The 18652-nt window shown below is 72.1% G+C and carries 14 protein-coding genes; 9 read left to right on the forward strand and 5 right to left on the reverse strand.

The genetic code is table 11. The features are described from left to right. The first annotated feature begins 3 nt into the window (after nucleotides 1-3). The 4 genes from ABD999_RS24525 to ABD999_RS24540 all read left to right on the forward strand — a co-directional run bounded on the left by ABD999_RS24525 (nucleotide 4) and on the right by ABD999_RS24540 (nucleotide 7708). On the forward strand, nucleotides 4-1824 hold the full coding sequence (locus ABD999_RS24525) for a UvrD-helicase domain-containing protein (RefSeq protein ID WP_271276304.1): 1821 nt from the start codon (nucleotides 4-6) through the stop codon (nucleotides 1822-1824). Between the two features lie 47 nt (nucleotides 1825-1871). Further along, nucleotides 1872-3713 carry a sigma factor-like helix-turn-helix DNA-binding protein gene (locus ABD999_RS24530; protein WP_271276303.1) on the forward strand — a complete coding sequence of 614 codons (1842 nt, stop codon included), beginning with the start codon at nucleotides 1872-1874 and terminating at the stop codon, nucleotides 3711-3713. Nucleotides 3714-3729: 16 nt separating this feature from the next. Further along, nucleotides 3730-4935, forward strand: coding sequence for a cysteine--tRNA ligase (locus ABD999_RS24535; protein ID WP_271276302.1), 1206 nt, complete (start codon nucleotides 3730-3732; stop codon nucleotides 4933-4935). 271 nt (nucleotides 4936-5206) lie between these two features. Next, nucleotides 5207-7708: a penicillin acylase family protein gene (locus ABD999_RS24540; RefSeq protein ID WP_378525273.1), complete on the forward strand. Its 2502-nt coding sequence runs from the start codon at nucleotides 5207-5209 to the stop codon at nucleotides 7706-7708. Between the two features lie 4 nt (nucleotides 7709-7712). Here ABD999_RS24540 and ABD999_RS24545 read toward each other — a convergent pair whose 3' ends face one another. After that, nucleotides 7713-8648, reverse strand: a complete 936-nt coding sequence (locus ABD999_RS24545) for an MBL fold metallo-hydrolase (RefSeq protein ID WP_271276300.1) — start codon at nucleotides 8646-8648, stop codon at nucleotides 7713-7715. A gap of 30 nt (nucleotides 8649-8678) precedes the next feature. After that, nucleotides 8679-9110: a hypothetical protein gene (locus tag ABD999_RS24550; RefSeq protein WP_148029233.1), complete on the reverse strand. Its 432-nt coding sequence runs from the start codon at nucleotides 9108-9110 to the stop codon at nucleotides 8679-8681. Between the two features lie 76 nt (nucleotides 9111-9186). Between ABD999_RS24550 and ABD999_RS24555 the strand changes: the two genes are divergently transcribed. Continuing rightward, nucleotides 9187-10065, forward strand: a complete 879-nt coding sequence (locus ABD999_RS24555) for a hypothetical protein (protein WP_271276299.1) — start codon at nucleotides 9187-9189, stop codon at nucleotides 10063-10065. A 132-nt stretch (nucleotides 10066-10197) separates the two neighbouring features. On the opposite strand, the gene ABD999_RS24560 is transcribed toward ABD999_RS24555, so the two are convergent. After that, the gene (locus tag ABD999_RS24560) at nucleotides 10198-10635 is read right to left on the reverse strand and encodes a DUF6113 family protein (protein WP_271276298.1); all 438 of its coding nucleotides are present in this window, start codon (nucleotides 10633-10635) and stop codon (nucleotides 10198-10200) included. Nucleotides 10636-10646: 11 nt separating this feature from the next. Then, a complete protein-coding gene (gene mshB, locus ABD999_RS24565) occupies nucleotides 10647-11552 on the reverse strand; it encodes an N-acetyl-1-D-myo-inositol-2-amino-2-deoxy-alpha-D-glucopyranoside deacetylase (RefSeq protein WP_271276297.1) in 906 nt (301 codons plus the stop codon). Between the two features lie 33 nt (nucleotides 11553-11585). On the opposite strand from mshB, the gene ABD999_RS24570 reads away from it, so the two are divergent. The 4 genes from ABD999_RS24570 to ABD999_RS24585 all read left to right on the forward strand — a co-directional run bounded on the left by ABD999_RS24570 (nucleotide 11586) and on the right by ABD999_RS24585 (nucleotide 16332). Next, nucleotides 11586-13652, forward strand: coding sequence for a S9 family peptidase (locus ABD999_RS24570; RefSeq protein WP_148029229.1), 2067 nt, complete (start codon nucleotides 11586-11588; stop codon nucleotides 13650-13652). A gap of 91 nt (nucleotides 13653-13743) precedes the next feature. Further along, entirely contained in the window at nucleotides 13744-15120 is a 1377-nt protein-coding gene (locus ABD999_RS24575) for an alpha/beta fold hydrolase (protein ID WP_271276296.1), read from the forward strand. Between the two features lie 193 nt (nucleotides 15121-15313). Continuing rightward, nucleotides 15314-15958, forward strand: coding sequence for a Panacea domain-containing protein (locus tag ABD999_RS24580; RefSeq protein ID WP_271276295.1), 645 nt, complete (start codon nucleotides 15314-15316; stop codon nucleotides 15956-15958). 80 nt (nucleotides 15959-16038) lie between these two features. Next, complete coding sequence (locus ABD999_RS24585; RefSeq protein WP_187280945.1) at nucleotides 16039-16332, forward strand: type II toxin-antitoxin system PemK/MazF family toxin; 294 nt, start codon at nucleotides 16039-16041, stop codon at nucleotides 16330-16332. Between the two features lie 163 nt (nucleotides 16333-16495). Here ABD999_RS24585 and ABD999_RS24590 read toward each other — a convergent pair whose 3' ends face one another. Then, nucleotides 16496-18253 carry an ABC transporter ATP-binding protein gene (locus ABD999_RS24590; RefSeq protein WP_148029226.1) on the reverse strand — a complete coding sequence of 586 codons (1758 nt, stop codon included), beginning with the start codon at nucleotides 18251-18253 and terminating at the stop codon, nucleotides 16496-16498. Between the last annotated feature and the right edge of the window lie 399 nt (nucleotides 18254-18652).

Below are 18652 nucleotides of genomic sequence, written 5' to 3' on the forward strand. Positions count from 1 at the left end.
GCGGTGCCGCGGCTCGCGATCGGCCCTGAGGTTCCCAGGGAACTCGGCGCACTGGCACAGCCGGTGCGCCGAGACGCCGTGGTCGCGCTGCGGCGGTTCCTGCTGAACGTGTCGGGCGCCCCGCATCCCGAGTCGGTCAGGGGCGCCAGGGACCCCCGGGTGGCGACTCTCCGGCTCGCCGGGGGGCACCGGGGGGTGGTGGTGCGCCGGCGGGACGTCTACTGGCTGCGCACCGTGCTGCCCGACCCCGAGGCCTGGTCGTACGCCGCACGGCACCGGTACGGGATCAACCCGGTGCTCGGCGTGGTCGAGGAGTGGGACGCCGAGGCGCTGGAGCGGGTCGAGCCCGCGTTACGCCGGTCGGCGGGCGTCGCGAGGCTGTTCGACCCGATCTGCGACGGCGACCTGCTGGCCCTCGGCATCGACGTGCACGCGCTGCCGCTGGTCCGGCTCATCACCACCGAGGCGGACGTGGCCGCGCTCGAGCCGCTGCTGCCGCCCACCCAGTACGTTCCGCTGGCGGTGCTGGCCAGGGGCGGCACGCTGGCCGAGGCGTGGCGGGAGCTTGACGGCTGCCGCGCCTTCGACGAGGACCCCGAGGAGCCGGTCGACGCCGAGGACCTCCACCAGGCGCTGCTGCGCAGCCCTGGCCGGGCCGCGTTCGCCGCCGACAAGACGGAGCTGGACCGGCTGCTGACGGCGCCCGAGTGGTGCGTGTTCCCGCATCCGCCGCAGCACCGGCTGTCCAGGGCCCGTTACGACCATCCGGTGCTGGTGGTGGGCGGGGCCGGGACCGGCAAGACGGTGCTCGCGCTGCGCCGCGCCGCTCACCTGGCCGCGCACGGCAGCGGGCCGGTGCTGCTGGTGACGTTCTCCCAGGGGCTCTGCGACGAGCTGACCGGCCGGCTGGACCAGTTAGTCCAGGACGAGCCGATGCGCAAGCGCATCGAGGTGGACAACCCGGAGCGGCTGGCGATGCGCATCGTGGCCCAGGTGGAGGGCCGCCGCCCGGCGCTGGTCGGGCCGGGCGCGCGGACCATGGACGAGCTGATCGACGAGGCGCTCCGGCTGCTGTCGAGGACCACGGGAGATCTGCTCGACGACGTCGAACCGGGGCGCAAACCGTACCGGCACATCGTGGTGGACGAGGCGCAGGACGTCAGCCCGGCGCAGTGGCGGCTGCTGCGGGCGGCGGCGCCGCGCGCGGCGGACGACCTGTTCATCGTCGGCGACCCGCACCAGCGCGTCACCGACACGCGGGTCGCGCTCGGCGCCGTCGGCATCCCGGCTGTCCAGTACACGCTCAAGGTCTCGCACCGGCTGCCGCAGGAGCTGCTGACGTTCGCGGTCCGGCTGCGCGGCGGCGGGCCCGCCGACGGGCTGGTCAAGGGCATGTCGGCGCTGTACGGGTTCCGGTCGGGGCGGTTCGGGCCGCGGCCGGTGGTCCGCGCGTACGAGAGCGAGGAGGCGGAGCTGGCCGGCCTGGAGCGCACCGTCGCCGACTGGCTCGACGAGGGCGTGCCCGCCGACCGGATCGCGGTCGGGGCGCGCAACCAGGGGCTGGTACGGGCCGCCAAGCGGGTGTTGCGGGACGTTCCGGTACGGGTGTCGACGTTCGCCAACCTCAAGGGGCTGGAGTTCGACAGGGTGGCGCTCATCGGCGTGGCCGAGGGGGTCGTGCCGGAGCGCCCTCCCGACGATCCGGGCGCCCGGGCCCGCGCGCTGCAACGGGAACGGAGCATGCTGTTCGTGGCGTGCACCCGGGCCCGGACGATGCTCTACATTTCGCATTCCGGAAGAGGTAGCCCTTTTCTGTCCTTCTGATCACATAGTCTGAACTGCGGATATCTATCGTTGCCGGTTGGACCCCAATGAACCTCAGTCTGAGCGACATCGCGCCACCACTGCGCTGGACCGCACCTGGCCAGATCGCACCGATCGCGGAGGAGCCACAGCTGCCCGAGGCATGGTGGCAGGCGATCCCGCTCGACCGGGCGTGCGCCATCGTGGGCACGCAGGTCGTGGCGGGCCGCCTCGCCGACCTCTCCGTGGCCTTCTGGGGGCATCTGGTGCTGGGCGACATCCTGCCGCTGCTGCGCTTCTCCGACCCCGCCGAGGCCGAGCGGACGCCCGAGACGCTCGGCAAGGACGTGGTGCAGAAGCTGTTCGGCGGCGTGCTCGACCGGCTGCTCGAACCGGCGGCCGCGGTCGCCGCGCCCGTCCAGCAGGACAAGCCGCTGCCTGAGCTGGTCGACGCCCTGTTCGCGGCGCTCGACGAGCGGCAGCGGGCCATCGCCCGCGACCGGCTGTACGCGGCCGACCGGGCCACCCTGGACGAGCTGGCCCAGCGCTTCTCGGTGACCAGGGAGCGGATCCGGCAGATCGAGCGCGACCTGCGCGACCACGTGGAGCTGTGGCTCGCGGGGCCGGAGGCGGCGGCGCTGGTCGCGCACGTCACCTGGCTGCGCGGCCGGCTCGGCTCGGCCGCGCCCGCCGACGACCTGACGGCGGCCGTGCCGTGGCACCGCGCCGAGCTGCGCACGCTGGGCATCCCGGCCTGGCGGTTCGTGCGCACGCTGCTGACGGGCTACGAGCAGACCGACGGCTGGCTGATCGCGGGCGGCGCCGACGACCTGCGCGAGAAGACCCGCCAGCTGTTCGCCGACGGGCCGCACCCGCTCGCCGAGGCGGTGACCATGGTGACCCAGCTCGGCGTCCGCGAGGACGTGGCCGAACGGTGGATACTCGCCGTGCCGCAGCTGCGGGTGCTCGACGGGCACGTGGTGCCGTGGCCGCGCAGCATCAACGACAAGGCGGAGGCGGTGCTGGCCGTCTCCGGGAAGCCGATGTCCCCGGAGGAGATCCAGGAACGCATCGGCGAGGACTACAGCCTCGTCGGCATCCGCAACCAGCTCACCGCCGACGACCGGTTCCTGCGGCTCGACAGGAACAAGTACGGCCTGACCCGCTGGGGCGGCGACCAGTACCTGGGCATCCGGGAGATGATCGTCAGGGAGATCGAGCGGGCCGGCGGCGAGGCCCCGGTCAGCACGATCGTGGCCAACCTGACCTCCCGCTACGACGTCAGCGAGAGCTCGGTGCGCGCCTACTCGGGCGGTCCCGGGTTCGAGCGCAGCCAGCGCGGCTGGATCCGGGTGGCGGGCACCTCGCCCTCCGGGGAGGCGGGCGCGTACCAGCCGCGCAAGGACGTCTCGGAGACCCGGCGCAGCTTCCGCAGCCGCGACGGGCGCTGGTGGCACCGGGTGGACGTGAACGCCGAGCACCTGCGCGGCTCCGGCTCGCCGCTGCCGACCGGGTTCGCCGCGCACCTGGGCATGGCGCCGGGCGGGTCGCTCACCGCCTCGACGCCCTCGGGCGACGTGGTCATCAGCTGGCACAACCAGCCGACGATGGGCTCGATACGCAACGTACTCGCCGACTTCAAGGCCAGCGAGGGCGACCACGTGTTCCTCACCGTCTCCGACGGCGGGGAGCTGCTCACCCGCTACCTGCCGGCCGCCCCTCCCGGGATGCCCGCGCTCAACCGGGCCCTCTACCTCATCGGCTACACCGCGCCGGTGAACTCCGAGCTGGAGGGGCTGCGGCTGATCGGCGCGCGGGTGGGGCTGCCCGAGACCGCCACCCGCGAGGAGGTCCTCGCCCGGCTGCGCGAGCGGGGTGACCGCGACATCCTCGGCTTCCTGGGGAGATGACGGCTAGGGTCGAGGCATGCTGCGGATCTACGACACGCTGACCGGGCAGGTCGAGGAGATCGCGCCCGCCCGGGGGCTGCGGATGTACGCCTGCGCGCCGCCCGTCCACCGCCGGGCGGACCTCGGCGACCTGCGCCCGGCGCTGCTGTCCGATCTGATCCGCCGGGTCCTGGAACGGCATCGGGTGCGCATGGTGGTCTGCCTGGGCGTCGACGACGTGGGCTGCCCGGTGGAGAGCGCTCGGGCGTACGAGGAGGCGTCCGCCCGCGACGCGGCGGCGCTCAACCTGCGCTCGCCCGAGCTGTCCCCGCGCGCCGCCGAGCACGCCGGCGAGGTGGTCGAGCTGGTCGCCGCGCTGGTCGAGCGCGGTCACGCGTACGCGGCCGACGGCGGCTGGGTGTTCTTCGACTCCGCCGGCTCTCCCTCGTACGGCGAGCTGTCCGGGGAGAAGGACCCGAACGGCGGGGATGGATTCCCCCACGACGGGGAGCGGTCCCCGCACGACGGCGGGGATGGATTCCCCCACGACGGGCCGGAGCGGCGGCGCCCGGCCGACTGGGTGCTGTGGCGGCCCGCGGACGGCGAGGCGGCCTGGGACTCGCCGTGGGGGCGCGGAGTGCCCGGCCCGCACGTCGCGTGCTCGGCGATGTCGTCGCGGCGGCTGGGCGACCGGGTCGACATCCAGACCGGCGGCACCGAGCTGATCTTCCCGCACCACGAGGCCATGCGCGCCCAGTCGGACGCGGCGGCCGGGCACGAGGTGGTCCGCCGCTGGGCGCACAGCGCAGGGCTGGCGCCGGGCGGCAGTGCGCCCGGTCCCGACGGGGTGACGCCCGGCGACGGGCCGCGGGAGCTCGCCGAAGTGGCGGAGGCCGGGCTCGACCCGCTGGCGGTGCGGCTGGCGTTCCTGCAGCACCACTACCGCGGCCCGCTGGACCTCACCTGGGACGTCCTGCGCGCCGCCGACGGCACCCTGCGCCGCCTGCGCGCCCGGGTGGCCGAATGGTCGGAGTCGCCGAGCGCGCCGATGGCCGCCGCGTACGTCCGGCGGGCCGAGTCCGCGCTGGACGACGACCTCGACACCCCGGCCGCGCTGCGTGTCCTGGAGGAGCTGGAGCGCGACGACTCGGTGCCGCCGGGCGCGAAGTTCGAGTCGTTCCTGCACCTGGACCACGTCCTGGCTCTCGACCTGCCCGCCGACATCGGCAAGCCCCGGCCCTGAGCGGGCGGCCCGTCGCGGTGTGAGGTCGGGCGGACGGCATGGCAGGAGCCGTCCGCCCGGGATGGCGCCGTCCTGGTGCGGGGGTGTGGACGGTAGCGCGCCAAGCGAAACGATAGGCAGATCTCGGGTTGCATCTGGGTTGCGAGGTACCTCCCGGTGCGTGGAGGAAAACGCGGTGTGACGGCGGCGAGAGGAGTCGGCGAGGACTGCCACACTGGGTGCCAGCGCGGGGAGTATGGAGGTTTTCGTGAGGTTGAGGCCGTACGCGTGGATGCCGGGGCCGCTGCGGTGGTTCGCGCGGGTGGTTACCGTTCTCCTGGCGATCGCGTTGATGCTCGCGGCGGTGCTCGTGGTCACCGTGCGGCAGTCGTTCCCGCAGGTGGAGGGTACGGTGCGGCTCCCCGGCTTAACCGGGAATGTGGAGATTTATCGTGATAAATACGGAATCCCGCACATCTACGCCGACACCGCCGAAGACCTCTTCATGGCCCAGGGCTTCGTGCACGCCCAGGACCGCTACTGGGAGATGGACTTCCGCCGCCATGTGACCGCCGGCAGGCTCTCCGAGCTGTTCGGCGCGACGACCCTCGACAGCGACAAGGCCATCAGGACCATGGGCTGGCGCAAGGTGGCCGAGCAGGAGCTGCCCGAGCTGACCGAGCGCACCAGGCGCTTCCTCGACTCCTACGCCAAGGGCGTGAACTCCTGGACCGCCGCCAACCCCAACGCCTCCGACCGCAGTCTCGAATACTCGATTCTCAAGGCGCAGAACGGCGCCTACGACCCCGAGCCGTGGACCCCGCTCGACTCCGTCGCCTGGCTCAAGGCCATGGCCTGGGACCTCCGCTCCAACCTCGAGGACGAGATCGACCGCGCCCTGGCGCTCACCGCGCTGCCGCCGGAGCGGGTGGCCCAGCTCTACCCCGGCTATCCGTACGACGAGCACGAGCCGATCGTCACCCGGGGCACGATCGACCGGGAGCGCTTCGACCAGACCGCCGAGCCGCGCACCCGGCAGGACACGCGGACCGGCGCGCGGGCCCTCGCCCAGGCGGCGCGGGCGCTCGACGCGGTGCCCAGCACGATCGGCGCGACGGACCGGGAGGGCATCGGCTCCAACTCGTGGGTGGTCTCCGGCGAGCACACGAAGAGCGGCAAGCCGCTCCTGGCCAACGACCCGCACCTGTCGGCGCAGCTGCCCTCGGTCTGGTACCAGGTGGGCCTGCACTGCCGCGTGCCGAGCGAGGCGTGCCCGTACGACGTGACCGGGTTCTCGTTCTCGGGCGTCCCCGGTGTGATCATCGGGCACACCGACAAGATCGCCTGGGGGTTCACCAACCTGGGTCCCGACGTGGCCGACCTGTTCCTGGAGAAGGTCGACGGCGACACGTACCTCTACCAGGGCGAGCAGGTCCCGCTGGAGACCCGTCAGGAGCGGATCGAGGTGGCGGGCGGCGCCCCGGTCACCATCACCGTGCGCAGCACCCTGCACGGGCCGCTGGTCAACGAGGTCATGGGCGCGGTGGAACCGAGCGGCGAGGCCAACGCGGTGGCCCTGTCGTGGACCGCTCTCATGCCCGGCCGGACCGTCGACGCGATCTTCGAGCTGAACCAGGCGGGCGACTGGCACGAGTTCCGGGCGGCGGCCGCGCTCTTCGAGGTGCCCGCGCAGAACCTGGTCTACGCCGACACCTCGGGCACCATCGGCTACCAGGCGCCCGGCCGCATCCCCGTGCGCAAGTCGGGCGACGGCACCGTGCCCGTGCCCGGCTGGACCGGCGAGTACGACTGGAACACCGCGCCCATCCCGTACGACCAGCTCCCGTCGGTGCGCAACCCGGCGGAGGGGTTCGTGGTCACGGCCAACAACGCCGTCATCGACCCCCGGCGCTACCGGCCGCACCTGACGGAGGACTGGTCGTACGGATACCGCTCGCAGCGCATCCTCGACCTGCTGCGCGAGGAGATCGGCAAGGGCCAGGTGGACGCCGCGACGATGGCGCGCGTCCAGCGGGACGACCGCAACCTGTTCGCCGGGACCCTGGTGCCCTCGCTGATGGCCGTGGACCTGGCCGGGCCCGCCAAGGAGGCCCGCGGGCTGCTCGACGGCTGGGACGGCGCCCAGGACGCGGGATCGGCCGCCGCGGCGTACTTCAACGCGGTCTGGCGGCACCTGCTGGAGCTGACCTTCCACGACGAGCTGCCGGAGGGCGCCAGGCCGAACGGGGGCGACCGCTGGTACGAGGTCGTCGCCGGGCTCCTGCGCGACCCCGGCGACCCGTACTGGGACGACACCCGCACCGAGGGGATCACCGAGCGGCGCGACGACATCCTGCGCCAGGCCATGGCCTCGGCCTTCCAGGAGCTGTCGGACCTGCTCGGCGACGACGTGAAGGCGTGGCGCTGGGGCGACCTGCACGGGCTGAAGCTCACCCACGGCTCGCTCGGCACCTCGGGGATCGCGCCGATCGAGGCGCTGTTCAACCGGGGGCCGCTGGCCTCGGCGGGCGGCAAGGACGCGGTGAACGCCACCGGCTGGAACGTGCTGGAGGGGTACGCGGTCACGACGGTGCCGTCCATGCGCATGGTCGTGGACCTGGGTGACCTGGACGAGTCTCGGTGGATCAACCTGACGGGCGCGTCGGGGCACGCCTTCCACGAGAACTACTGGGACCAGGCGGAGCTGTGGGCCAGGGGCGAGATGCTGCCGATGCGCTCGGACGCGGGCTCGGTGACCAAGGCCGCCGTGCACACGCTCCGGCTCCGCCCCTGACCGTTCAGGTGGCGAAGGCGCGCGACTCGCCCACGGCCAGGTCCCACAGGCACTCGCGGGGCAGGCCGTGGGCGGCCCACTCCTCGCGGATCCACTCCAGGGGCCGCAGCAGCGGCTCACCGGACAGCACGAACGTGCCCCAGTGCATGGTGGCCATCCGGTGCGCGCCCACGTCCAGGAAGGCCCGTACGGCCTGCGGCGGGTTGACGTGGGCGGGCTCCATCGCCCACGGCGGCTGGTAGGCGCCGACCGGCATCAGCGCCAGGTCCAGGCCGGGGTGGCGGGCGCCGATCTGGGCGAGCCGCTCGCCGTAACCGGTGTCGCCGGCGAAGTACACCGACCCGCCGATCACCCACCCGCCCCACAGCGTCTTGCAGAAGTCGAAGAGCGTGCGCCTGCTCCAGTGGTGGGCGGGCACGAACTCGAAGCTCACGCCGCCGACGGTGGCCGACTCCCACCAGTCCAGCTCGATCACCTCGGTGAAGCCGCGATCGGTGAACCACTTCGCGAGCCCGGCAGGCACGAGCATCGGCGTCGTCCTGGGCAACCGGCGCACGGTGGGCCAGTCCAGGTGGTCGTAGTGGTCGTGGCTGATGACCACGGCGTCGATCGGCGGCAGGTCCTCCCAGTCCAGGCCGGGCATGCTCACGCGGGCCCGCACCCCGGGGATGCGCCGCGACCACACCGGGTCGGTGAGGATCGACAGTCCGCCCGTCCGGAGCAGGTAGGTCGCGTGCCCGACCCACGTCACGGACGTCTCCCCCCGCGCGACCGGAGGCAGTCCGCCGCCCGCCACGGGGATGCGGGCGGCCTCGCTCAAGTCAGGGGGGAAGGCGGTGTGCCAGGCGATGCTGAGCACCTCCCGCAGCCCCGACGGGGTGTCGGTGAGGCGGTCACGATAGCTCTCGGGTCTCTTCGGAGCACGGATGATCTGCGTCATGGAGATCCCCTGCCCCGCGTAATGGATCAGTCACGCGCGTGGAGGCTCACCTGCGCGTCCGCGCCAGCGGGGCTGCGCCCGCCGGTAGCCGCCCTCGTCCAGACCGGCGAGCCGTTCGAAGGGGTTGTACGACGCCTGGTCGCCGCAGACGATCACCGAGACCAGCATCGCCAGGAGGTACAGCGGGAGCATGGGCAGACCGGCGCACCAGGCCCACTGGGTGGCGTGCCTGCTCTCGTGACCGATCAGGGTCTCGTCGAGACCGTCACGTCTGGTGATTACAACGTTCCCCACCGTGAATGCCCCGGCGATGGGGAAGCGGAAGCGGTAGCCGCAGGCGAGCACGAGCCCGTCCGGGCCGGATCGCCTGGTCGCGCCGCCGATCGCGGCGATGAGCAGGCCGAGTGGAGTGGTGAGATTAAGAAAATTGATGACTCGGCGGAACCGATATCGCCTGTCCATGCGTCTCAGTCTTGACCAATCTTGACAAATCGGAATAATGATCTGAGTCCTGAAATCTCCTAGAAGAGCAGGATTTATGAGATTCACCATCCTGGGCGCGCTGCTGGCTTCCGCGGCACTGGCCGGAGCCGGCGGAATCGCGATCACCCAGACATCAGCCACCGTCCCCTTACGCGTCGCCGACTCCCCAGCCGCCGCCGCGGCGGCGTTACCCGCCACCACCGCCCCGGGGGCGTACGTGGCGAGGACCGAGATCGTCGAGAGAGACGGCGTGACCTATCTGGACGTCGCCGTCACGTACGAGACCGCGGCCAAGTTCAGCGTCAGGCAGCGGGTCTGCAAGCGCAAGTCCTGCCGTACGGTGCGTGTCGGGCTCACGGTGGCCTCGGGCACGGGCGAGGCCGCCAAGCGGCTCGGCCGCGGCGACTACTGGCTGCGCGGCAAGCCGAGGATCAGGATGTGGCCGCTCCCCGGCCCCACGGTCACGGTCACGGAACCCCCGGTGACGGTCACGGAAACGGTCACCGAGACGGCCACGGCGACGGTCACGTTCACCTGTCAGCCCGCGCCTCCGACGGAAACGCCCACGTTGACGCCTACAGCGACGGTCGATCCCACCGTCGACCCGACCGTCGACCCGACGGTTGATCCCACCGTCGACCCGACAGTGGACCCGACAGTGGACCCGACCGTCGATCCCACCGTCGACCCGACGGTCGACCCGACCCTGGATCCCACCATCTCCCCGACCGTCGACCCGACGGTGGATCCGACTATCAGCCCGACCGAGATCCCGACATGTCCGGAGCCGACCGAGATCCCGACGGAGGTTCCCACCGACCTGCCGACTGACACTCCGACCGACACGCCGACCGACACGCCGACCGACACGCCGACCGATGTGCCCACGGACACCCCGCCCCCGACGGAGACCGTGACGCCACCGGCGCAGTGATCACGTTTCCCCGGCCCGGCGGCCTCCCTTCAGCCGCCGGGCCGGGAGAAACATATTGCTATATCCAGTGAATTTCATATAGCGCGCGGCGACAGATCATTCACATGCCTGTCGCGCTATTAAGCAGCGCTTTCATCGGCCCTGCTGCACTCTACCCGGCGGAGCCGAGCCCTCTTCCGGATATCCGCGCAACAGCCACGATCCCCCCGACGAGGGCAACATCAGAAATGCCGCGACCGCGGCCACCATCCCGCCGTAGAGGTACACGTGCCCCGACGCGTCCCCGGCGATCACCAGATCCCCCGCGCCCAGTCTGAGCGAGAACGCCGACGACACCAGCACCCACCCGGCCGACGTGACGGCGGCGGCCGCGCGCCCGCCCATCAGCCTGCCCGCCCCCAGGGAGACACCGAAGATCAGCACCAGCCAGAGCACCGCGGAGACGACCGGGAGACCCGGCCACGCGCTGTGGGTGAACCCGCCCACCACGCCCATGACGACGCCCAGCACGAAGAGCATGCCGTAGGCGGCTCCCCCCAGCGCCGACTCGACCTGGCTGCGTTGCTCCATGTCGGTCGAGGTTAGTGGATGCCGGCGAACAGATCGTTCTCCCGCTCGTACGGCTCGCCGAGCCCTCCTGCCTCGACCGGAGGACCGGGCACGGCGGGCCCGCGCTCCCCGATGGCCAGCACGAAGTGCTCGACTCCCCGGATTTCCTGACCGACGTGGTTGGAGAGCGCGAACCACGGCTCGGACACCGTGATCTGCGTGTGGTGCGCGCGCATGGCCGCCGCCTTGTGGCCGAGCCAGGGCCGGGCGTCGATCTCCGTGGTGACGACCCCGTCGGGGTCGCCGAACGGCATGTCGTCCACGCTCGCGACGGTGAACGGGGCGCCCGCCTCCAGCAGCGCCTCGTTGGACCGCGCCAGCACCGACCTCGGCGTGGCCGTGTGGTAGAACTTCGCGATCCGCCACGGCTCGCCCTCGCCGAATCCCGGGTCGGCCGCCAGCTCGAACGCCCGCCGGGCGACGCGGTGGGCCTGGATGTGGTCCGGGTGACCGTAATGCCCGTTCTCGTCGTACGTGACGAGCACCTGGGGCCGCACCTCGCGGATGACCGCGACCAGCTCGCCCGCCGCCTCGTCGAGGTCGGCCCGCCAGAACGCGTCGGGCCTGTCGTTGGTGGCGACCCCCATCATCCCGGAGTCGCGCCAGCGCCCTGGGCCGCCCAGGAAGCGGTGGTCCTCGACGCCGAGCGCCTCGCAGGCGGCGGCCAGCTCACCGATCCGGTGGTCGCCGAGCACGTCGTCCTCCTCGGACGCCAGGTGCGAGAGCTCCACGGGGATGATCTCCCCCTCCTCGCCCAGCGTGCAGGTGACGAGCGTGACGTGGGCGCCCTCGGCGACGTAGCGGGCCATCGTGGCGCCGGTCCCGATCGACTCGTCGTCGGGATGGGCGTGCACGAGCAGCAGCCGTCGGTCAATCATGCTCCGAGCGTAACAACTGGCAGGATTGGGCCCATGAGTGAGAGCTTCCCGCGCCTGTCGGCCAGGACCCGCCGCTTCACCCTGGGAGTGCCCAGGGGCTTCACCATCTCCCCTGACGGCGCGCGGGTGCTGTTCCTGCGCACCAAGTCGGGCACCGACCCTGTGACGTGTCTGTGGGAGCTCGACACCGAGACCCACGTGGAGCGGCTGGTCGTCGATCCGCGCTCGCTCGACTCCGGCGACGAGGACCTGCCGCCGGAGGAGCGCGCCCGGCGCGAGCGCAGCCGCGAGCAGGCCGGCGGCGTGGTGTCCTACTCGACCGACGCGGAGGCCACCACGGCGGCGTTCGCGCTGTCCGGCGGCCTCTACGTGACCGACCTGGCCGCCGCGCGCACCCGGCGGCTGGAGACGGCGGGCGCGGTCATCGACCCCCGGCTCTCCCCCGACGGCCGCCGGGTCGCCTACGTCACCGGCGGCGCCCTGCACGTCCACGACCTGTCCACCGGCGACGACCGCGTGCTCGCCACCCCCGAGTCGGAGACCGTCACGTACGGTCTGGCGGAGTTCATCGCCGCCGAGGAGATGAGCCGCATGCGCGGCCACTGGTGGTCGCCTTCCGGCGACGCCCTCCTGGTGGAGCGGGCCGACGAGGCGCCGGTCCACACCTGGCACATCGCCGACCCGGCCAACCCCGGCCGGCCCCCGGCCGTCCAGCGCTATCCCGCCGCCGGCACGCCCAACGCCGTGACCGAGCTGTTCGTGCTGGGGCTCGACGGGTCCAGGGTCGCGGTCCCGTACGAGCACGAATACCTCGCGACGGCGGCGTGGGACTCCCACGCGCTGTCGATCGTGACGCTCTCCCGCGACCAGAAGACGATGCGGCTGCTCTCGGTCGACCCGGAGACCGGGAAGTCCACCCTCGTGCGCGAGGACACCGACCCGGCCTGGGTCGACGTCGTCTCCGGCGTGCCCGCCCACCTCGACGACGGCTCGCTGGTCTGGGTGGCCGCCGCCGACGGGGGCCACCGGCTGTTCGTCGGCGACCGCCCCGTCACCCCGCCCACCTTGCAGGTGCGCGCGGTGCTCGACGTCGACCACGACAGCGTGCTGTTCAGCGCCAGCGGGGACCCGACCGAGATCCAGCTGTGGACCTGGGACGGCCACTCGCTGCTGCCGGTCTCCACCCGGTCGGGCGTGTTCACCGGCCGGATGGCGGGCGGCGTCGGCGTGCTCACCGAGCAGAACCTCGACACCGAGGGCGTCTCCACCACCGTCGTGCGCCGCGACGGCGTGGCCGTCCCGATCCCCTCCTACGCCGAGCGTCCCGGTCTCGACCTGCGCGTCTCACTCGGCCGTTCCGGCCGTCGCGAGCTGGCGACCGCCGTAGTGCTGCCCTCCTGGCACGAGCCGGGCTCGCGGCGGCTGCCGGTCCTCATGGATCCGTACGGGGGCCCGCACGCCCAGCGGGTGCTCAACAGGCGCGGCGGCTACCTGGAGAGCCAGTGGTTCGCCGAGCAGGGGTTCGCCGTGGTCGTGGCCGACGGGCGGGGCACCCCGGGGCGCGGGCCCGCGTTCGAGCGGGAGGTGCTCGGCGACCTGGCCACGCCCGCGCTGGAGGACCAGGTCGACGCCCTTCATGGGGTCGCCGAGCAGTACCCCGACGACCTCGACCTGGAGAAGGTGGCGATCCGCGGATGGTCGTTCGGCGGCTTCCTGGCGGCGCTCGCGGTGCTGCGCAGGCCCGACGTGTTCCACGCGGCGGTGGCGGGGGCGCCGGTGACCGACTGGCGGCTGTACGACACCTGCTACACCGAGCGCTACCTCGGGCATCCCGACGAGCAGCCTGAGGTGTACGACACGTCGTCGCTGTTCGGCGACGCGGCCAAGCTGGAGCGGCCGCTGCTGCTCATCCACGGGCTGGCCGACGACAACGTGGTGGCGGCCCACACGCTGCGCCTGTCGTCGGCGCTGCTGGCGGCGGGCCGGCCGCACACCGTGCTGCCGTTGTCCGGCGTCACCCACATGACGCCGCAGGAGATCGTGGCGGAGAACCTGCTGCTGCTCCAGGTCGACTTCCTGAAGAAGTCGCTGCACCTGTAGCGGGATGACAGACCACGGTCTGATTCGGCCCTCCTGAAACCAGACCGTGGTCCGATGTGGCAGGGCGGGGCGTTCGGCCATCGTGATCGGCATGCTGAAGTCAATCGCGATGGCCCTGACGCTGGTTTTCTCGGGCGGCGCGCCCGCACAGGAGACGGCCTCACTCGACTGGGCCGCGTGCCCCGGCGACAAGATCGGCATGGAGTGCGCCGACCTGCGGGTGCCGGTCGACTGGTCCAAGCCCGAGGGGCGGCAAATCACGCTCAAGCTCGGCCGGCTCAAGGCCACCGGCCGGGCCGAGGGCTCCGCGCTCGTCGCCTACGGCGGCCCCGGCGCCCCCGGCATCGCCTACACCGAGCCGATCGTCGACACCTGGGCCGGGCTGCGCAAGCGGATGCACGTCGTGGTGTGGGACACCCGCGGCTACGGCGAGCAGTTCCGCGGCCGGAGCACGGGCCTGCCGTGCGTCTGGACCCGCGTCCCCATCCCTGCCGCGCCGCGCGACGACGCCGAGTGGGGGCGCCTGTCCGACACCAACCGCGGTCTCGCCGAGGCGTGCCGCCACAAGGACCCCGAGCTGTTCGCCAACATGAGCTCCGCCGACCACGCCCGTGACATGGAGGCGATCAGGAAGGCGCTCGGCGACGGCGGGCTCAACTACTACGGCGCCTCCTACGCCGGCTTCTACGGCCAGGCCTACGCCCGCCTCTTCCCCGGCCAGGTCCGCACCATGGTCCTCGACGGCACGTGGAACCACAGCCCGGCCGACTGGGGCAAGGAGGTGGAGGCGATGGCCAGGAGCAACGAGCGGTCGCTGACCCGCTTCTTCGACTGGTGCGCCACCGGCGGCTGCCGCGACGTCCCCCGCAAGTGGCGCTCGCTCGTCGCCGGGGCCGACCGCGAGCCGGTCCGCGCCGCCGACGGCGTCGCCTACACGGGCCGCGATCTGCGCTCGTTCGCCGTCTCCTCGGCTCGCCAGGGCCGCGCCGCCTGGCCGGGCCTGGCCGCGGCGATCCGCAAGGCCCACGGCGGCGACGCCTCGGCCTTCCTCCCCGCCCGCGGCGCCCGCTACCCCGACCAGGCCACCGGGGTCACCGAGTGCACCGACTGGCCGCGCCCCACGAGCCGGTCCGCCCTCGACGCCATGACCGCCCGCCTGCGCAAGGCCGCCCCCAACGCGGGCGCCGCCAACACCATGGCCACCGCGGGCCTGGCCTGCGTCGGCTGGCCCGTCCCCGTCACCAACCCGCCCGCCCCACTTCCCAAGACCCTCCCACCCCTCCTGGGCGCCGGCGCCTGGGGCGAGTCCGACGCGGTCACCCGAGCCATGAGCACGGTCCCAGGCAGCGTCACCATCACCCACGACGGCCCCGGCCACACCCTCTACACCTCCAACCCCTGCGCCCGCACCCACATCGACCGCTACCTCACCGACAAGACCCTGCCCCCGACCCCGGCGAAGTGCTGACGGCGGGCCCATGGGCGCAGCCGTCAACCGCGGCTCACCGCCAGACGGCGGATCGAGACCTGGGGCCTTGACTCTGACCAACGGACGACTTCTATCCACAGGATCCGGCATGCTCATAATCGAACAAGATTTCAATAGCAGGCCGAACGAGGAGGCACGGACTGTGACGTGGCCAGTGCCTACACTGGGAATCGTGTCGGTTCCTTCGCCTCTCCGCGGCCCCGCGGCGGCCATCGCCTATCTCCTGGCGGCCGCACGGACCAACGGCATGCGCGTCAACCGCACCAAGCTGGCCAAGCTTCTCTACCTGGCCGACCTCCGTGCCGTCGAGCGTGGCCTCCCTCCGGGCTCTGGTGTGGAGTGGCGCTGGCGTCACTACGGCCCCCACAGTCTTCGTCTCGGCGAAGTGGAGCGCGATCTGCGCGAGGCGGGCGTCATCCTGGTGGAAGAGAGCGCCGACCCGTTCGGCGGCAACCGTGAGAGCGTCGTTCACCTGGTGGACGCACCGCAGCTGGCCATCGACGCGGAGTTCGCCCGGATCGTCGACGGCGTGCTGTCCGACTACGGGCGATGGTCCGCAGGTCAACTCCGCGACCTCACCTACCAGACGCCTCCCATGCAGGAGGCCGTCAAGCAGCACAGACGGGAAGCGCGCCTCGATCTGGCCGGCGGACCGCCACTACCCGATCTGGGATCGGGCCTGGCTCGCCTACGCCAGTGGGCCAAGGACCATCCCCTACCCGGCGACGAACCCGGCGGCGTCGAGGACCTCCTCGAAGAGAGCCAGGACCTCGCCGAACCCCGCGCGGAGGCGACCCGGCACCTACTGGAGGAATAGTGCCGGCTCCCTACGTGGCCGGAGGCGTCTACCTCGTCAGCGATAAGACTCTCCGTCTCATCCCTGAGGAAGAGCGGGTTGTGCACGACGAACGCCGCCCCGTGGTCGTGGTCACCGGCGGGCAGTCCAACGGCGACCCCGACTGGCCGTTCGTCCTCGTCTGTCCTGTTTCGAGCTCGACTTCGCGGCGGACCCGATTCGACGTGCAGCTTGCCAGGGGCCAGGGCGGCGTGATCAAGAAGTGCTGGATCCGGGTTCCCGCGGTGCAGCCTCTCATGAAGTCCGTGCTGGAAGATCGGACCGGCACTCTGGACGAGGACGTGCTGACGCAGATACAGGGACGGCTGGCCCAGTATCCCGGCCTGCTCGGCTGACCTTCCGGCGGTCAACAGCAGTTCATGGCTAAGGCGGGCTGAGCGGACCGTCAGGCACGCTCAGTCCGAGGGGGTTCTCCGAAGGGTTCTTCGTTCATGCCGGACAAAACGAGATGAACTGAACGCCCTCGACCGAAGCACCACCTCGGACCTCAGCACCGGCTCAGACCGGAGCGCGGTCCGAGGTGCCGTGCCAGCTTTGCCAGAGAGCGGCGTAGGAGCCGCCTTCCGCCACCAGCTCGTCATGGGAGCCCAGTTCGATGATCCGTCCGTCCTCCACCACCGCCACCCGGTCCGCGTCATGAGCCGTGTAGAGCCGGTGGGCGATGGCGATGACCGTGCGCCCGTCCAGCACCGCCGCCAGCGAGCGCTCCAGGTTCCTGGCGGCCCGCGGGTCGATCAGCGACGTGGCCTCGTCCAGCACCAGCGTGTGCGGGTCGGCGAGCACGAGCCTGGCCAGCGCGAGCTGCTGCGAGTGCGCGGGCGAGATCGCCAGTCCGCCGGAGCCGACCTCCGTGTCCAGCCCGTCCGGCAGGCCGAGCACCCAGTCCAGGGCGTCCACGGCCGCGAGCGCCTCACGCACCGCCTCCTCGTCGGCGCCGGGCCTGGCGATCACGAGGTTGTCCCGCAGGGTGCCCTTGAACACGTGGTGCTCCTGGGTGACCAAGGCGACGTGCCCGCGCAGCTCGTCCAGCGGCAGGTCCACCAGCGGCACGCCGCCGACCGAGACGGTCCCGGCGCCGGGGCCGTGGATGCCGGCGAGCAGTCTGCCGAGCGTCGACTTCCCCGCGCCCGACGGCCCCACCATGGCCAGCCGCTCGCCGGGCCGCACGGTCAGCGACACGTCGTGCAGCACGTCCCGCCCTTCCCGGTAGGCGTAGCGCACCTGGTCGGCGCTCAGCAGCTCACCGGCGGGCCGGACGCCGGAGGGCTCGCGGTCGTCGGGCACGTTCGCGACCCCGAGCAGTCGCGCCATGGCAGCCCCGCCCACCTGGAGTTCGTCGATCCACATGAGAAACCGGTCGAGCGGGTCGACGAGCTGCTGCGCGTAGAGCGCGGCGGAGGTGACCTGCGCCAGCGTCACCCACTCGGCGCTGTAGAGGAAGCCGCCGACGAGCAGCGTCGCCACGAGCGGCACCACATAGCCCAGCTCCACCGACGGAAACCAGACGGTGCGCAGCCCGAGCGTGTAGCGTTCGGCGGCGAACGAACCGGCGATGTCGCGGTCGGCCCGCTCGCGCCGCCGCCGCTCCAGGCCGAGCGCCTCCACGGCCCTGGCGCCCTCGACGGTCTCGGCCAGCCCTTCGGTCATCTCCGCGTACGCGGCGTTCTCGCGAAGATAGCCGTCCCTGGCCCGCCGGAGATACCAGCGGGTGGAGAAGAACAGCAGCGGCGCGGCCAGCAGCATCGGCAGCATGAGCAGCGGGCTGACCAGAACGATCGCGCCCATGGTGATGACGAACGTGACGACCGCGATCAGGGTTTCCGGCACCGCGTGCCGCACCGTCCTCGACAGCGAGTCGACGTCGCGCGACGTGCGAGTGAGCAGGTCGCCGGAGCCGGCCCGTTCCACCGTCGACAGCGGCAGGGCCAGCACCCTTTCGACGAACTCCTCGCGCAGCTCCGCCAGCACCTTCTCGCCCAGCCTGGCCGAGGCCAGCACCGCATACCTGACCAGCACGCCCTGCAGCAGCAGAAACCCCGCGACGCCGGCCGCGAACAGCACCACGTTCACCGCGACGCCTCGTTCGACGTCCTCGACCAGCATGCCGAGCTGCCACGGCACCACCAGCCCGGCGACGGCGGCGAGCGCGTGCAGGGCGAGGGCGGTGGCGAGCCGCCGCGGATACTTCAACGTCAACCGCCGCGCGTAGGCGCGCACCTGCTTCCGATCGGCGACCGGAAGAATCTCGCGGGCCATCCCCGTCACCCCTCCCCTCTCAGCTCGACATCCACTTCTCGTCCCACTCCCTGCCGGCCCCCACCCGATCCCTCAGACTCCCGGCCCGGCCTTCGTTCTAACCCACCCCATCCGGCCTCCGCCGAGGCCGGCCCCTGTCCTCACCCCGAGCCGCCCCGTCCCGGCTCCGCAGCCAACCTCCAGCCGTTCACCCAGAGTCACCCCGTCCCGCTTCGCAGTCACCGCGCCCGCCGCTCACGCGAGCCGACCCGCCCCGCCTCCGCCGTCACCGCTCCCCCCGTTCACCCGGAGCCGCCCTACCCTGTCTCCGCTCTGCGTCGGGCTCCTCCTGCGGACACGTTGCCTCCCGACGTGCGACCCTTCGCCTCCCGGGGGCCGTGCCGCCCGCGCAGTCCTTGG

This window comes from Nonomuraea ferruginea (genome assembly GCF_039540635.1).
GTDB lineage: Bacteria > Actinomycetota > Actinomycetes > Streptosporangiales > Streptosporangiaceae > Nonomuraea > Nonomuraea ferruginea.

Coding starts and splice junctions, on each gene's coding strand:
- ABD999_RS24530 (WP_271276303.1), top strand. CDS start 1,872: ATGAACCTCAGTCTGAGCGACATCGCGCCACCACTGCGCTGGACCGCA.
- ABD999_RS24535 (WP_271276302.1), top strand. CDS start 3,730: ATGCTGCGGATCTACGACACGCTGACCGGGCAGGTCGAGGAGATCGCG.
- ABD999_RS24540 (WP_378525273.1), top strand. CDS start 5,207: ATGCCGGGGCCGCTGCGGTGGTTCGCGCGGGTGGTTACCGTTCTCCTG.
- ABD999_RS24545 (WP_271276300.1), bottom strand. CDS start 8,648: ATGACGCAGATCATCCGTGCTCCGAAGAGACCCGAGAGCTATCGTGAC.
- ABD999_RS24550 (WP_148029233.1), bottom strand. CDS start 9,110: ATGGACAGGCGATATCGGTTCCGCCGAGTCATCAATTTTCTTAATCTC.
- ABD999_RS24555 (WP_271276299.1), top strand. CDS start 9,187: ATGAGATTCACCATCCTGGGCGCGCTGCTGGCTTCCGCGGCACTGGCC.
- ABD999_RS24560 (WP_271276298.1), bottom strand. CDS start 10,635: ATGGAGCAACGCAGCCAGGTCGAGTCGGCGCTGGGGGGAGCCGCCTAC.
- mshB (WP_271276297.1), bottom strand. CDS start 11,552: ATGATTGACCGACGGCTGCTGCTCGTGCACGCCCATCCCGACGACGAG.
- ABD999_RS24570 (WP_148029229.1), top strand. CDS start 11,586: ATGAGTGAGAGCTTCCCGCGCCTGTCGGCCAGGACCCGCCGCTTCACC.
- ABD999_RS24575 (WP_271276296.1), top strand. CDS start 13,744: ATGCTGAAGTCAATCGCGATGGCCCTGACGCTGGTTTTCTCGGGCGGC.
- ABD999_RS24590 (WP_148029226.1), bottom strand. CDS start 18,253: ATGGCCCGCGAGATTCTTCCGGTCGCCGATCGGAAGCAGGTGCGCGCC.